This is a genomic window from Virgibacillus salexigens, from assembly GCF_014905415.1.
GTDB classification, from domain to species: Bacteria; Bacillota; Bacilli; order Bacillales; family Amphibacillaceae; genus Virgibacillus; species Virgibacillus salexigens.
The window spans coordinates 964,663-980,081 of the sequence record NZ_BNEO01000001.1 but is presented as its reverse complement, the minus strand read 5'-3'; the positions used below and the strand labels follow the sequence as shown (position 1 = coordinate 980,081).

General features: G+C 34.0%; 12 protein-coding genes and 1 pseudogene. 7 read left to right on the top strand and 6 right to left on the bottom strand.

Annotated features, from left to right (window positions below; translation table 11 throughout):
- The first annotated feature begins 94 nt into the window (after nucleotides 1–94).
- The 5 genes and pseudogenes from JKP73_RS04385 to JKP73_RS23715 all read left to right on the top strand — a co-directional run bounded on the left by JKP73_RS04385 (nucleotide 95) and on the right by JKP73_RS23715 (nucleotide 6,206).
- Nucleotides 95–1,603, top strand: coding sequence for a glycosyltransferase (locus JKP73_RS04385; protein ID WP_021289744.1), 1,509 nt, complete (start codon nucleotides 95–97; stop codon nucleotides 1,601–1,603).
- Between the two features lie 202 nt (nucleotides 1,604–1,805).
- Complete coding sequence (locus JKP73_RS23480; protein WP_308436479.1) at nucleotides 1,806–3,914, top strand: CDP-glycerol glycerophosphotransferase family protein; 2,109 nt, start codon at nucleotides 1,806–1,808, stop codon at nucleotides 3,912–3,914.
- A 119-nt stretch (nucleotides 3,915–4,033) separates the two neighbouring features.
- Entirely contained in the window at nucleotides 4,034–4,861 is an 828-nt protein-coding gene (locus tag JKP73_RS04375; protein ID WP_021289742.1) for an ABC transporter permease, read from the top strand.
- 16 nt (nucleotides 4,862–4,877) lie between these two features.
- Nucleotides 4,878–5,636 (top strand): annotated as a pseudogene (gene tagH, locus JKP73_RS23720) (teichoic acids export ABC transporter ATP-binding subunit TagH); the annotation flags it as partial.
- A gap of 9 nt (nucleotides 5,637–5,645) precedes the next feature.
- The gene (locus tag JKP73_RS23715) at nucleotides 5,646–6,206 is read left to right on the top strand and encodes a GW dipeptide domain-containing protein (RefSeq protein WP_234447072.1); all 561 of its coding nucleotides are present in this window, start codon (nucleotides 5,646–5,648) and stop codon (nucleotides 6,204–6,206) included.
- A gap of 91 nt (nucleotides 6,207–6,297) precedes the next feature.
- On the opposite strand, the gene JKP73_RS04365 is transcribed toward JKP73_RS23715, so the two are convergent.
- Genes JKP73_RS04365 through JKP73_RS04345 form a run of 5 tightly spaced genes read right to left on the bottom strand, consistent with a single transcriptional unit; the run spans nucleotide 6,298 to nucleotide 11,955 of the window.
- Complete coding sequence (locus JKP73_RS04365; RefSeq protein ID WP_021289740.1) at nucleotides 6,298–7,023, bottom strand: glycerophosphodiester phosphodiesterase; 726 nt, start codon at nucleotides 7,021–7,023, stop codon at nucleotides 6,298–6,300.
- A gap of 44 nt (nucleotides 7,024–7,067) precedes the next feature.
- Nucleotides 7,068–8,483 carry a lipopolysaccharide biosynthesis protein gene (locus JKP73_RS04360; protein ID WP_160806805.1) on the bottom strand — a complete coding sequence of 472 codons (1,416 nt, stop codon included), beginning with the start codon at nucleotides 8,481–8,483 and terminating at the stop codon, nucleotides 7,068–7,070.
- A gap of 13 nt (nucleotides 8,484–8,496) precedes the next feature.
- A complete protein-coding gene (locus JKP73_RS04355; RefSeq protein ID WP_021289738.1) occupies nucleotides 8,497–9,591 on the bottom strand; it encodes a polysaccharide pyruvyl transferase family protein in 1,095 nt (364 codons plus the stop codon).
- A 53-nt stretch (nucleotides 9,592–9,644) separates the two neighbouring features.
- Nucleotides 9,645–10,706, bottom strand: a complete 1,062-nt coding sequence (locus JKP73_RS04350; protein WP_051739005.1) for a glycosyltransferase family 2 protein — start codon at nucleotides 10,704–10,706, stop codon at nucleotides 9,645–9,647.
- Nucleotides 10,663–11,955 carry an O-antigen ligase family protein gene (locus tag JKP73_RS04345; protein ID WP_160806804.1) on the bottom strand — a complete coding sequence of 431 codons (1,293 nt, stop codon included), beginning with the start codon at nucleotides 11,953–11,955 and terminating at the stop codon, nucleotides 10,663–10,665. The genes JKP73_RS04350 and JKP73_RS04345 overlap by 44 nt, the downstream gene beginning before the upstream one ends.
- Nucleotides 11,956–12,088: 133 nt before the next feature.
- Here JKP73_RS04345 and JKP73_RS04340 point away from each other — a divergent pair, with 133 nt between their 5' ends.
- Both JKP73_RS04340 and JKP73_RS04335 read left to right on the top strand, forming a co-directional pair.
- A complete protein-coding gene (locus JKP73_RS04340) occupies nucleotides 12,089–13,198 on the top strand; it encodes a glycosyltransferase family 4 protein (RefSeq protein WP_021289735.1) in 1,110 nt (369 codons plus the stop codon).
- Nucleotides 13,199–13,239: 41 nt separating this feature from the next.
- Nucleotides 13,240–14,295 carry a glycosyltransferase family 4 protein gene (locus JKP73_RS04335; protein WP_038242314.1) on the top strand — a complete coding sequence of 352 codons (1,056 nt, stop codon included), beginning with the start codon at nucleotides 13,240–13,242 and terminating at the stop codon, nucleotides 14,293–14,295.
- A gap of 41 nt (nucleotides 14,296–14,336) precedes the next feature.
- Here the strand turns inward: JKP73_RS04335 and JKP73_RS04330 are convergent, their stop codons facing one another.
- Nucleotides 14,337–15,407: an LCP family protein gene (locus JKP73_RS04330; RefSeq protein WP_038242316.1), complete on the bottom strand. Its 1,071-nt coding sequence runs from the start codon at nucleotides 15,405–15,407 to the stop codon at nucleotides 14,337–14,339.
- Nucleotides 15,408–15,419: the final 12 nt, after the last annotated feature.

The following is a 15,419-nucleotide window of genomic DNA, read 5'->3' as shown; positions in this document are numbered from 1 at the left end:
TATTTCACAAGTGAATAACTAGCTAGAGTAAAAAAGCAGTATAAATTCCTTCGTTTAAAGCTTTGTTATTTAAATGGGAAAAGGGGAACTTAAATTGAAAAAAATTACACCAGTTATTATTGTTAGTTCTTTAGATGTTCAACGAGGTGGCGTAACGAAAGCTTCCATAAAACGTGCTAATCTTCTTGCTGAACATCACAAAGAAGTTATTATAATAACTTTTCTTTATCAACAAAATCATAACCAAATTATTCAGCAGCTCTATAAACAAAAGATTTTAAATAAAAAAGTTACGGTATATAACTTCTTTGAAGACTTAAAACCTAATAAAAGTACTAGAAAAAAGAAAAGGCAAGATCAAAAAGTAGAAGAAAAGGGGTTTTTACATTTTCCGGTTGAGGATAAAAAGACAGAGCCATCATACCGGTATTATAAAGATGGTTTATATGTTAAATATAAAAGGTTTAATCCAAATGGTTCCTTGAAGTTTATTGATTATATGGATGAAAGCGGGAAAAGAAAACGGCGGGAAGAATTCAATGGAGATGGTCTCTTAGTAAGAACGAGATATATGGATAATGTTAACAATAAACCTCGATATGACCAGTACTTTGATAATAAAGAGGAATGCTTTTTAAGTGTACATGTAAATCCGAAAACTCAAAAAGAGGGAAGGGTAGTAACTTTTTTTGATAATCCAAGAGAATATTCTTCCATCTACGATTGTCATTTAGGATGGTTGAATACTATCTTAAATAATTATGAATATCCTGTAGTATCTAGTGAACTGAGAAGGTTTACGAAATTATTAGTGAATGTTGAACATGAGAATATAAAGAAAATAGAAGTATTGCACACAAGTCATTTGAGTAAGCCTTACAGTAATATAAATAACATCAAACCAGGCAGTCATTTTCTTTTTGAAAATGCCAAATATCTTGATAAAGTAGTATTTTTAACAAATGAGCAAAAACAAGACGTAGAATCTGTATATGGTAAACAGGAAAACTTTACAGTTATTCCTCATTCAACATATATAAAAGATGAAAATATATTAAAAAGTACAGTTCCACAAGACGCAAAGCTTGCAGTAACCTTAGCCAGATATCATGAGGATAAACGCCTTGATGAAGCTATCCATGCTTTTAAGTATGTGATAGAAAAGGTACCTGAAGCCAAATACTATATCTATGGATATGGTGAAATGAAAGATCAATTACAAACGTTAATTAACAAGCTTGGATTACAGAATAATGTCTATTTAAAACCTTTTACAAGCAGCCCACAACAAGCATACAAAGAAGCAGCCTGTTCCATTTTAACTTCAAGGCAAGAAGGATTTGCGATGGTGATAACAGAAAGTATGGCAGTTGGAACTCCGGTAATTGCATATAAGATTAAATATGGACCAAGCGATATAATTACAAACGGGACGAACGGGTCTCTAGTTGAAGAAGGTAATAGAGAAGAACTTGCACAAAAAATAATTAAAGTAATGCAAGATGAGGATTTTCGTAGTGAATTGTCTTCAAATGCATTGGATGTAAATGAAAGATTTAGTGAGGAAAAATATAGAAGGAATTGGCTTGAATTATATCAATAATTAAATTAAGAACCTACTAATTTATTGTAATCCAGTTACGTTGCAGCTAAGTAGTCCGCATCCTTATGTGGGCTACTTAGCTTTGTAGTATACATTGTACATACTAGAACAAAAAGATATTTGCTAATAAAAAATTTTCCCCATATAATATTGTTAGTCAGCCACAGAGAGGAGCCTTACTTGTAACATGGTTTTGGATAATATGAAAAATAACCAAATTATTAACTTTACGCTTCATGATAATATCTATAATTTCACAATAGCGATTAAAGATCGTCTGCTACAAGAGGTAGAAGAATATTACTTTATACTAGAAGAACGTTATAATAATAAACAATTACGATTGAATTTTTCTAAATTGGAAGCGGTGCAAGAATTTGTCATATTTGAATGTACCATCCCTTTTAATGACTATCGACAAACCTTTTTTGAGAATAGTATTTGGGATCTATACTTTGTTCGCAAAAACGATGAAGAAGATATCAAGCAAACTAGAGTAAAGAGTAATTATGAAAATATTCGTTTTTTAACTACAGTACTAGAAGAAGAAAAGAAAATGTTCTATCCTTACACTACTCGAAATGGGAAAATATCATTTAGGATAAATGATTTTATTTTATATTCAAAGTTTGAAACAGTTAATTTAGTCAATGATACATTTTCTTTTTCAGGATACTTTAATTTTCCGCCGTATTATAAAACAAATGAAGTTCAAATTACGAACCTTAAGTTAGTAATGACAAGTAATCTGGATGAAGAAGACATCGAATTACCTATAGAGCGGTTTAAAAGAGAAGATTTAGTCGAAAAATACGAAGGCAATTCAAATATATCGAATACTGGTATCAAAGGCCAATGTAATTTAAAGGATTTTATAAATGAAATAGACAATAAACTATATTTAAAATTTTATTTGGTAATGGACTATAAATATAAAGGTCAGAATTATGAAGTGAAAAGTACTAGAATACGGGTTAATCATCTTGAAAATAGAGCTACGAGGCAAATTATTAATTTGCAAAACCAAAAAGTCAAAATTGTTGTAAAGCCTACAAAGAAGTCAAAATATTTATCAGTTCAGGTATCAAAGTATAATTTGAAGAATGAAGTGATTCGAAATATGAAAAAGAAATGGGTCAAAATAAGAAGAAGTAGAAAACTACGGGTAATATATAAAAAGGCTTTTTCATTGATCTCAAAATTGCCAAGAAAGAAAAACACAATTATCTTTGAAAGCTTCCATGGCAAACAATTTAGTGATAGCCCAAGAGCAATATATGAATATATGGCAGCAAATAATATGAATTATGATATGTACTGGAGCATGGATAGGCGACATGAACAGGTCTTTAATGACAGGGATGTACAAGCAGTCAGAAGATTTTCGATAAAGTGGCTATTATTAATGGCAAGAGCGGAATATTGGGTTTCTAATAGTCGTTTGCCTTTATGGATTCCAAAACCAAAACATACGAAATATTTACAAACGTGGCATGGAACCCCTTTAAAACGGTTAGCTGCGGATATGGATGAAGTTCATATGCCTGGTACGAACACAACAAAATATAAGGAAAATTTCATCAAAGAAGCAAGCAAATGGGATTTTTTAGTTTCTCCAAATGCTTACTCAACGGTAATTTTTAAACGAGCATTTCAGTTTGAAAAAAATGTTATTGAATCGGGATACCCGAGAAACGATTTTTTAATCAATTCGAATAACCAAGAGAGTGTAAATAACATAAAAAAAGTAGCAAACTTACCTTTAGATAAAAAAATAATATTGTACGCCCCTACATGGAGAGATAACCAGTTCTACTCAAAAGGGAAGTATAAGTTTGATTTACAAATGGACTTAGACCGAATGAATGAACAACTTGGTGATGAATATATTATTGTATTAAGGCTTCATTATTTGGTAGCTGAAAATTTAGATTTGACAGGGTATGAAGGTTTTGTCTATGATTTTTCCCATCATGAAGATATTAGAGAACTTTATTTAATTGCTGATTTATTAATTACAGACTATTCTTCTGTGTTTTTTGACTATGCTAATTTGAAGAGGCCAATGCTTTTTTATGTGTACGATATAGAAGATTATCGGGATAATTTAAGAGGTTTTTACTTTGATTTCGAACAAAAAGCACCGGGACCTTTAGTGAAAACTACAGAAGAAATTATTAACGAAGTATTAGCAATAAAGGAAAATGGTTTTATCCCTTCAACAATCACAGAGGAATTTTATAACAGGTTCTGTTATCTAGAGGATGGCCAAGCGAGTAAAAGAGTGGTAGAAGATGTCTTTCAACAATAGCTCAAAAATCAGGCCTTTATTGCAGGCCTGATTTTTCATTGTGTTTTATAATTATTACTTGTATAATTTAATAACGTAAAAAGTAGACAGTATATTTTATACTCTGAAAGGATATACGTATGAAATCTGCATTGAAGGTTATGAAGGAGCAAATAGAAAACTTCTATCTGATTAGAAGGCTTTCTATATATGAATTAAAAAATAAAAACAAAAATAATTATTTAGGCATACTATGGGAAATATTTAACCCAGCAATACAAATCGCTATTTACTGGTTTGTATTTACAACACTTAGAAGTAGAGAAGGCATCGTATTGGCTGATGGCCGGGAAATTGATTTCTTCCCTTGGCTGTTAGCGGGTTTCTTTCTTTGGATATTCTTCTACCAAGGAACCATCCAAGGATCGAAATCCATTTACTCGCGTCTCAAGATGCTGTCCAAAATGAATTTCCCGATGAGTATTATTCCAGGGTATGTTATTTTTTCCCAATTTTATGTCCATCTTATCATGTTAGGGATTTCAATTATCCTGTTAAATAGTATGGGAGAATATGTTTCCATCTACTATCTACAATTGATTTATTATATCTTTGCAGCAATCGCTTTAATCTTTGCTTTATCTTTAATAACTTCAACATTATCGACGATTGTTAGGGATGTTCATATGTTACTTAATTCTGTACTTCGAATGTTCCTTTATGTATCAGGTGTCTTGTGGCCATTAAGTATAGTTGGCGATGAGTTTCCAGAGATATTAACGATTTTAAAATTAAATCCACTCTATTATCTAATTGAGGGGTACCGAGCTGCTTTATTTGGTACGGAATGGCATTTTATTACTAATTGGGAATACAGTTTAATTTTCTGGGTATTCGTAATTGTACTATTCATGTTTGGCTCTATGTTACATGTTAAATTTCGTAAACATTTTATTGATTATTTATAAAGGCTTGTGATCTCGTATGGAAAAGGCAATAGTTGCAAAAGGCATTAAAAAAAAATACAAGTTATATAATGGTTCTCGAGAACGGTTGTTGGATCTGTTAACTCCTAAAAGCTATGGGGAAGATTTTTATGCGCTTAATGGAGTAGATTTTGAAGCTGAAAAAGGAGACATTATTGGCTTTGTCGGTGTAAACGGATCTGGTAAGTCAACATTATCCAATATTTTAGCGGGTATCGTTCCAGAAACTGATGGTAACGTCGATATTTCAGGAGAAGTTGCGTTAATAGCTGTTTCTGCTGGTTTGAAAAATGATCTTACGGGCAGGGATAATATTGAGCTAAAGTTATTAATGCTTGGGTTCAGTAAAAATGATATTAAAAAGCTTGAACCAGAAATTATTGAATTTGCAGAATTAGAAAATTTTATTGATCAGCCTGTGAAATCCTATTCAAGCGGAATGAAATCAAGACTAGGTTTTGCAATTTCTGTTACCGTTGATCCTGATATTCTAATTATTGATGAAGCCTTATCCGTTGGTGATAAAGCTTTCGCAGAGAAAAGTTTAAATAAAATGAAAGAATTTAAAAAACAAGGAAAAACCATGATTTTTGTAAGTCATTCTATTGGTCAGATGAAGCAGTTTTGTGAAAAAATACTTTGGCTAGAATATGGAAAAGTGAAAGATTTTGGTCCAGTAAAAGAAGTAATACCAAAGTATGAAGCGTTCCTAAATAAATGGAAAAAAATGTCCAAAAAGGAAAAAGAAGAATATAAACTTTATCGAATAGACCCCTTAGCGGAAGATACTAACGATTCTGATGAAAATCAAGCAATTATTGACGAACATCATCCTTTTGAGAATAGAGGAAAATTTATTATCCAACCTATATCAAAGATAGGGCATATAAATGCTAATCGTTCATTTATTTATTCTCATCTGTCTACGAATAAACAAGATAGAGTTCCCTCTGAGGACTATAAGAATTGCGTATACTATATAAAAAGAGAAGCGAAATTTAGCAATAGCGTTTTTTATTTACTAAGTAACGAGCCGAGTGGTGAAAAAGGAATAGTAGGTTGGATGAAAGCAAATGATGTCAATAGTAAAGATGAAGTATTAATAGATTCTGATAAAAAGCGGTACTCTATAATGGGGGCTGGCCAGGCTTTTGAACGCCCATGGGGTGGTAAAAGGAACTTAGTCTATGATGATCTTGGAGCGTTTAGAGGAAAAGAATTTGTTGTAAATCGAACGATTAAAATAGGGAAAAACCTTTGGTATAATGGTATCCTAGAAGGAAATAGCGTCTGGATACATCAGCGTTTTTTAGAAGATATAAAATAAGGGATAATCTATGAGAGCGTTGTTCTCTTTGATTTGCCCGCTATAAAACCCAAGCAGCTAACTTTATCCAAAGTCAGCTGCTTGGGTTTTGTTATGCTTTCGTTTGTGAGAATATTTCCGGGTTATTAGAAAACACACCATCTACACCATAAGAGACTAATTCATGATACCTTTCTTTTTTGTTCACAGTAAATGGATATACCTGATAACCATTGGCATGGCATTGTTCGATAAAGTGCTGATCCGTATAGACATGATTTGGGTGAATACTTGTAATGTTTAATCCACTTTGCTTCGCATATTCCCAAGGGTTGAGGATTCGATAGTAAAACAACATTCCTAAAGGTACACTTGGAACGACTGTTTGTATGTTTTTTAAAGCGACATGATCAAACGAGGAGATCACTATATTATTAAAACGATTATGTTCCGATAAGCAATGGATGAGTCGTTCTTCAATCTTGTTGTAAATAACAGGAATGTTCTTGATTTCAATATTTAAGAAGATATCATTTGGGCAATCCTCTAATACTTCATCAAGAGTTGGTATGGTAACCGCGCTGAAATTGTCCCCGAACGAAGCACTAACATCTATTTGCTTTAATTCTTCTAACGTGACATCAATGATTCGCTGATTGGCTGATGGGTTGAACCGTGATAATTTATGGTCATGGCAAACAACAAGATAGTTATCCTTCGTAAGTTGAACATCTAGTTCAATCGCCTTTGCGCCATGTACTAATGCCTGTTGAAAAGCAGGTAATGTATTTTCAGGTGCCTCTGTTAACGAACCTCTATGTGCAAAATTTAATGTCATTTGTCCATCTCCCTAACTTTTTCGTAGTGAAAGTATAACATAGATCATGTGTCTCTCGAATCTTTAAACCGATGAACAAGCAGCTTTGTTACTCCGATGATAATAGGCTTATTATAAGCCAAAAACAGGATGATGGACAATCCAGTAAGCAAGCCTAACTCTCCTGTTCCTACAAAGTAAGGTGCTAGGATTGCGACGAACAACAGTGGGAATAGAATCAGCATATCTTTTCGATTTAAGCGAATTGTAAAATACGGCCGACAAGTATGTACACGAATAATCCAGGTGATAAAAAATGCAATTACCGTGGACCAAGCAGCTGCGTATAAACCGATAAAATGAATAAATAAAATATGGATGAGAATATTTACGATTGCACCGATGATGGAAGTAATAAATATAACGTTGGTCTTTTTGGCACCATGAAAGCCAGCGCTCCAAAACAACGAGAAAGCGCTAAACATCGTTCCTACTAATAACAAGCCTGTGTATTGCCATGATTCAATGAACTTTTCTGAGATAAAGATCGAAAAGATTGGCTTGGTGAGAAGGGTTATACAAATAACCGATGTAGCAAGTAAGCGGAAGAAATGCTGAAATACATTCGTATAATAATTATCTTTATCGGATTCATTAAAATAAACAATGGCACTGTCCTTCCAAGCTAAGTTAAATACCGTACTGATCATAATAAGAATTGCAGGGATTTGGTTTGCGACCGCATATAGACCATTGAAATCAATGCCTAAGAAACGTACAATAATAAACCGATCAGAGGCATTCATCACCCACCAACTTATTGCTCCAGGAATAATTGGAATAGCGTAGGCTAAAAAGGATTTAATTAACGATTTCGAGTAGGTTTGAAGAGATAAAAACCGATGAAAACGCATCAATATCCAGGCGAGAAGGATTGCTGCCATATTAGCAAGAATATAAGCATAGAAGAACGCTTCGATACGCATCTGAAATCCAAATAAGAATAGGAGAATAAGCAGGATATGTATCGTTGTTTGTAACAATCCAAGTGAAGCAAATAAGATATTGAAACCTAGTCCTCTAGCACATTGCTGCATATAGCTATTGATAATAACAACATTAATTAATAGTAAGGTTAGCATTCCATAGGGAATGGAAATAAATGCAAGGCATATGAAAGCTAGGATTGTGAAGCAAAGCAGGTTTCGTACTAAAGCAATGGTACCACTCGTAATAATCTTTATTTGTTGTTGTTTATCTCTTTCAACAATTAACCAACGATAGACAGCTGAAACCAATTCAAAGCTAATAAATGGAGCTAGCAAACTGGAAGTAGTAAGGACTATGTCCCATGTTCCGTATTCTTCCGTGGTGAAATAATGTGTATAAACTGGCAGCATGAAAAAAACAAGTACTTTCGAACCAAACGTAGCAATACCATATAACATTGTATCTTTTGCTAGTTTTTCTCCTTTGGCCATGATAACCAGTCCTTTACGTCTTGGTTTTTAAATACGAATCTAGTTGGAAAAATTGTTTACCTGCCTTAGAAATTTGATTCGAGATATCAACTGTATTCGTGTTTACACTCTCATAAACATTCTCCGCTTTTAAATTCTTTAAGCCATCGAAGGTAGTATAGCTCCCTTGAAAATTTATGTCGTTTAAAATATTCGTCATTTTACTGCTATAAACGATTGGAAATACAGGTTTTTGAAATAACCAGCCTAATATCATGGAGTGAAACCTTGTAGCCACAATAAAAGCCGATGATGAAAGGAGCGTTAAAGCTTCTTCCAATTTATATTGATAATAGAAGGTGCGAATCTGATTTTTCTCATCATCTGATAACAAATGGATAATGCTGTTGATTGCTTCATGGTCTCGTTCATAACCACAGAAGGACATCAACGTTACAGTATATCCTTGAATCATAAAATAACGCGCAATTTCACTTACCTTGTTATAGTAAATAGCATCGTATCCACGCAATGATGATCTAATCGATGGCTTTATTACGGAAATAATAACCGACATCATTGACGCTGTTTTTGTATCCGTTGTTTCTAACTGAAAAGCCATATCTGTAGCAACTCTAACATTAGGTAGATCATTAAATAATGTATACGAATACTGATCGCGAAAGCAGATATCGGTGAATTGTTGAAATAATTGATGATACTCCATTAGGAAAGCCTGATCTGAATGCGGACCAAAGTTCGCCCCTAATAAAAAGAAAGGCTTCTCCTTTATATACATTGCTTTTACTTGTTTCATTTGCCTTTTCCAGTCAGCATGTTGAATAAACAATGAACCACCTGCATAAACGACTGCATCACATTCCCTTGATAGGAAAGCAGAGAGTAGTTGTTGCTGATTCATCTTTGTTGCTAGCCAATTTCCCCCACGAAAAAAAAGCGAATCACGTGGGATAATGTTCAAATTCTTTAATTTTAAAAATGTCTTGTCATAGTCACGAGGGGCAAGTAAATGGAAGGTTGTATTTGGGTAGCGATCACAAAGGATTTTGATGAATAAATCATCTCCTAAATTATGTTGGGTGTAAGCATAAAGCATGATATTGTTCATAAACAACCTCCTCAGTAACTGGTGTTTCCTAAATTATTTGCTGGACATGGTAGTTACTCATGTTTTACCTTCTTTACAATAGTAGATAGTACCCGTTGCTGATGTTGGAGAAATGGCTTAACTCGAAAAAAAGCATAGAGCCCATAGGTAGCTCGAAGGCGAATTAACATACTTACTAACCGTTTTTGAGATGTTCCTCGAAAATACTTCATGTCGACATTTCGTTTGGCGGTAAGAAGTATGTCATCCATTTGTTCTTTTTTTCTATTGCGAGGCATCGAGTTATCTGGATGAAACAGATTGGTCAACGCATTAATAATACTATTCGCATAAATTTCGCCTATGACTTGCTGATTTTTTGTCGTTAACGCCCTTTTCTCTCTTAGAAACCGAGTGACTTCTTCTAGTAGGCGCTGTTGTTCTTGAAGATAGTCTTTACGGTATCTTCGAGATAGGGAATAGGAATCTTTCATTAGATATTTATAAAGCGTATCACCAATGATATGAATATGCTTGCAATGACGCAAGTAGTCTAAGTTAAATAGCAAATCTTCTCCATTTGATAGTTTATCCGTAAAAGATAGCTGATGTTCGCGTATGATATCGGTACGGTATAATTTGTTGCAGGGAGATGGTAGGATAATTTGTTTATATAACTCACCAATATGAGTAAGATACCTATTATTTTTTAACATGCCTTCGATACATGGTGTATATTTTTTTCGGCTTGTTTTTGTTGTGATTGCTTCATAACCACAAATGACAAGTTCGCATTTCTTGTTTGACTTCATCGCTTGCACGAGTTTTTTAGTCATCATGGAATCGATATAATCATCTGCATCAACAAATTGTATATACTCTCCATTAGCTTCTCGGATACCTCTATTTCTCGCTTGAGATACACCTGTATTTTCTTGATGAATGACATGAATGGATGCATACACTTCCGCCAATTTATTACATAAATCTTTACTGTGATCTGTTGAGCCATCATTAATTAGAATGATTTCAATAGGATGATACATTTGTCCTAAGATACTCTGGACACAAGGGAACAAGGAATGTTCTGCATTATAAACAGGAATTATGAAGCTTACTAGTTTCGGTGTAATCATATTCATCGACTCCTAAAAGCAAAAGTGGAATAGCAAGATAAGATATCACAGATGGTGCAAAAAGGACGTGACCTGCTAAAAAAGCTATTCCAAGACTTAGACCAATGATGACGAATAGAAAGAGATGTTCTACGGTTAGAGCGAAGGAAAGGAGTAATTGTTTCCCTAAGATGATGATAGGCAAGAGAATAAAACTACTTGCTACCACTCCAAAACTAAAGAATAGATCAAAGAAGTCCATCTCAACTAATTTTGGCTCCTTCTGATAATCACCCGCGTATCCAAGCCCAAATAGTTTTCGGAAGGTATTTGCTTCCATATAATCCGCTTTTATTTCTACAAAAAAGATATCCCTGGAACTGAGCACTTTATGAAAAAAAAGTGCCGTTTTGGAAGAAGTTGCCTTTTCTTCAGTGGTATCTATTTCTAGTTGATCTTCTGGAAGTCCGTATCCAGGCTGCGTATTTGTCCCCATTGGGGTATACGGAATGAGACAAAAAAATAGGATGAGAATAACGAATAAGGCAGAAGCATGTATATCTTTCCAGATTTGTAATTTTAATCTCCATAGATGATAGATAATGAGCATACTAATTAGGATCAAACCACCTAAGAAGGCAGTTTTTGTGCCAATCATTGGTATCATGCTTAATAGAAGTAGATAAGCAATCCATGAAGATAATTGTTTATTGTACATGAGGTTGATACTCAATATTCCGAATAAAATAAGGATAATGACACTTAGTTCATTTGCTGAAAAAAACCATCCAGAATGACCAGAAGTATAATATCGATAGCTGTCCATACTTGTATCGGTTATAATGGCCAACCAATAGGAAAGTCCAACAATAAAGCTAGCAATGGTTGTAGCTTTGTATAAGTCATGTTTATATAGCGACTTTTTTTGATTGACATAGATGATGGCAAAAACAATTACGATGAAGTAACTTGCCTTTAAGTAGAAATTAAATTCGGAGAACCATATAAAATTTGGTTTCGTAAAAGCATTTAGAAAAAAACTAATTCCTATTCCTAAGAAAGCAGCAGATAAAAAGAAAAGTAATTTTTTATCTGTGCGATAAAAAATAACGAACAATGAAATGAATAATACCATCATAGTGAATGCTCGAAAGAAAGCACCGATGGATATTGGGAATTGTGATGTGAATGATGTTAACAAATCGATAATCGGTTGTATGATAATTAGCACAAAAATGAGTTTATTTCGCGTATAAGCATCTATTTTCATATGATTTCCCCTGAATTTTAATTCCTTCGTATACAATTATTGACACGATTTCTGTTTATATTCACTTCTGATTATAATTTCCACCACACTTGGTTATATTGAGTTACTAGTAAACATCGAGGGTGGATAATTCATGAAAATATTACATTTAAACGCTGGAAATGAGACAGGCGGTGGAATGTACCATATCTTAAATTTAATGAAGGAATTTAATAACGAGCAGTTTGTACTTGGGGTAATGGAAGACGGAGAATTATTAAAGCGTGCCAATGAATCAGGTATTCAAACTGTTCATTTTTCTTGCAATTCCCGATTCAGCATTCCATTAATACACAAAATGAAATCGTATATCCAACAAGAACACATTCATTGTATACACACACATGGCCCAAGAGCCAACGTTTACGCAAATATATTAAGGAAGATTGTACCATTTCAATGGGTGGTTACCATACATAGTAATCCATTTTTGGATTTTATGGGAAAGGGAATGTATGGAAAGTTACTTAGCAAATTAAATGTTAATGCGATGAGACAAGCTGATAAATTAGTTGCTATTTCTCATCCTTTTAAAGATTTCTTAATTGATGCTGGCATTGATGAAGCAAAAATTGTTATTGCACTAAATGGAATTGATTTTACGCATCATGTCGAATGCAATTATCGCAAACAAGATTTTGGGATAGCAGAGGATGATTTTGTCTTCTTAATGGTAGCAAGACTAGAGGAAGTAAAAGGGCATCATTTTGCCTTGGAAGCATTTTCCGAAGTGTTGAAGTCAGCTGGTAACTGTCATCTCATGCTAGCTGGAGAGGGTGCTCTGCAACAGCAGCTAGAAAAGATGGTTACTGAACTTGGGATCACAGATCACGTTCATTTTTTAGGTTATCGTAATGATATTGAACATCTTTATCAGTTGGCAGATGTAACGTTGCTTACTTCTTTAAGTGAAAGTTTTCCACTTGTATTATTAGAATCAGCAAAAGTAAAAACACCAGTTATTTCGACAGATGTTGGAGGTGTTAGTGAGTTAGTTGTAGATAAGTCTGTTGGCTGGAGAATTAAGCCTGGGAATACAAGGGAGTTAATTGCGGCAATGAATGATGCATTATTTTTTTATAAACGGGGTATGTTACGATTAATGGGAGAAAAGTTATACAATCATGCTTCCGCCAAATTTACATTGGAGATTTTTGCCGAAAACATTTATAATGTATATCGAAGCATGAAAAAAAGTAACTAATTATCGTGACGTATAAATTTGTTTTAAATGAGGTGGGCTACATGCTTGAAATAGCATTGCTAGCCTGTCTGACCCTGTTATTTTCACTCATAATAACTCCAATTATTATTAAATTCTCAAAGAAATTAAATGCAACCGATAAGCCAAATGTTCGAAAAGTTCATAAAGCACCTATCCCGACATTGGGTGGTTTAGCAATTTTTCTTAGTTTTTTACTGGGGTTACTTATATTACAGCCAACAAGCACTTATCATTTCGCTATTATTATTGGGGCTTTTCTTATTATTGTATTAGGATTTTTTGACGATATTACTGATTTATCGGCAAAATTCAAATTTATTATACAAATTGGGATCGCCTGTATTGTCGTTTTTGGTGGGGGGTTACATATTGAGTTTGTAAATCTCCCGTTTGGAGGCCAAATTGAATTTGGTTTTATGAGTTCATTGATAACAGTATTTTGGATTGTTGGGGTGACTAACGCTATCAATCTGATCGATGGTCTAGATGGGCTGGCAGCTGGTGTATCAGCAATTGCATTATTTACTATTGCAGGAATGGCAGTATCCATGGGTGATGTGTACGTAGCAACGATGGCGCTGATATTGTTTTTTAGTATCGTTGGATTTCTTCGTTACAATTTTTATCCCGCAAAGATTTTTATGGGGGATACAGGTGCCTTATTTTTAGGCTATATGATAGCTGTACTCGCGCTGTTAGGGTTTAAAAATGTGACGATAATTTCATTTATTATACCAATATTTATCCTAGCAGTTCCGATTTCGGATACGCTTATTGCGATTATTAGAAGATATGTAAACAAACAGCCGTTATCTAGTCCAGATAGTTCGCATTTACATCATCGATTATTACACATGGGGTTCTCGCATAAACATACAGTACTGTTTATTTATGCTTTAAGTACGATGTTTAGTTTAGCGGCAATACTATTTTCCATGACTACGGTATGGGGGTCAGTAGCTATTTTTGCAGTTGCTATGCTGGCACTACAAGCATTGATTGAGAATTTAGAGTTGATTAATAGCAAATATAAACCATTAACGAATTTTTTCAAAGCGCTTAAACATAAACCATAAAATTAACCCTTCTGGTAAATTACCAGAAGGGTTTTTGATATTTATTGTGTTCCATCATTGGAAACAGAAGATTCTGTTTCTGAACTTTGTTCATTCGATTGATTATTTGAATCCGTTAAGGAACTGTTTGTTGAGATATCCAAATGCCGCTTCAGTGTTTCTTGAGTTTCTTCTAAGGCTATGTCATCTAATTGCCAGTAATAGGTACCGTTTGGTTGGTAATCATGCCCTTCTAAGGTCATGGTTTCAAAATCAAGATTCTTCCCTTTGGTACCATAGGAGATAAAGCTTTTCATCTCACTAAACGTCATATTCGTAGTCATATTGCTGCCAACTGCTTCCAGTACATCATCATATTTCATTACAGAATCAAGCGATATTGCCTTATTTATTACTGCTTTAATAATTTCTTGCTGTCTTTTTCCGCGTTCGATATCGCTATCTAATTTCCTTGTACGCGCTAATGCAAGGGCTTCTTCCCCATTAAGCTGTTGTTCTCCTGGTTGTAAATGGATAGCTCCAGCTTCGTCCTTTGAATTCTGTTCGTGTAATTCATATGGAACATCGACAGTAACCCCTTCAACAGCATTAACCACATCAATGAATGCTTCAAAATTAACCTTGACATAATAATCAATTGGAATATCTAATAATTCTTCCACTGTTTTTGTTGTTGCTTGGGTTCCACCGTATGCATGAGCATGATTAATCTTTGTTTTATAACCAACTTCTGGAATATATACATAGGAGTCACGTGGAATACTTAGTAATTTAACACTTTTGTCATCTTTATTTAATGTAGCTACCATTAATGTGTCTGACCGAGCATTATCTGCATTATTACGCAGATCACTTGCATCCACCCCCATTATTAGTACAGAGACATTGTCTACATTGGGGTCGACTTTGCTTTCTCTTAGATCGGATTTTTCTCTACCATCATCTTCATAGGAGTCAGATAGAACGCTATCCGCTTTTATATATAAATAAGATGCATAACTAGCTACTCCTAGAAAGACGAGGATAAGCGGCAATAGTATAAAGTATGCTCTTTTTCTTAATTTTCTTTTCTTTCTTCTAACAACTCTTGTGCGCGTTGTTTTATTAGACATTTTCATATTCAC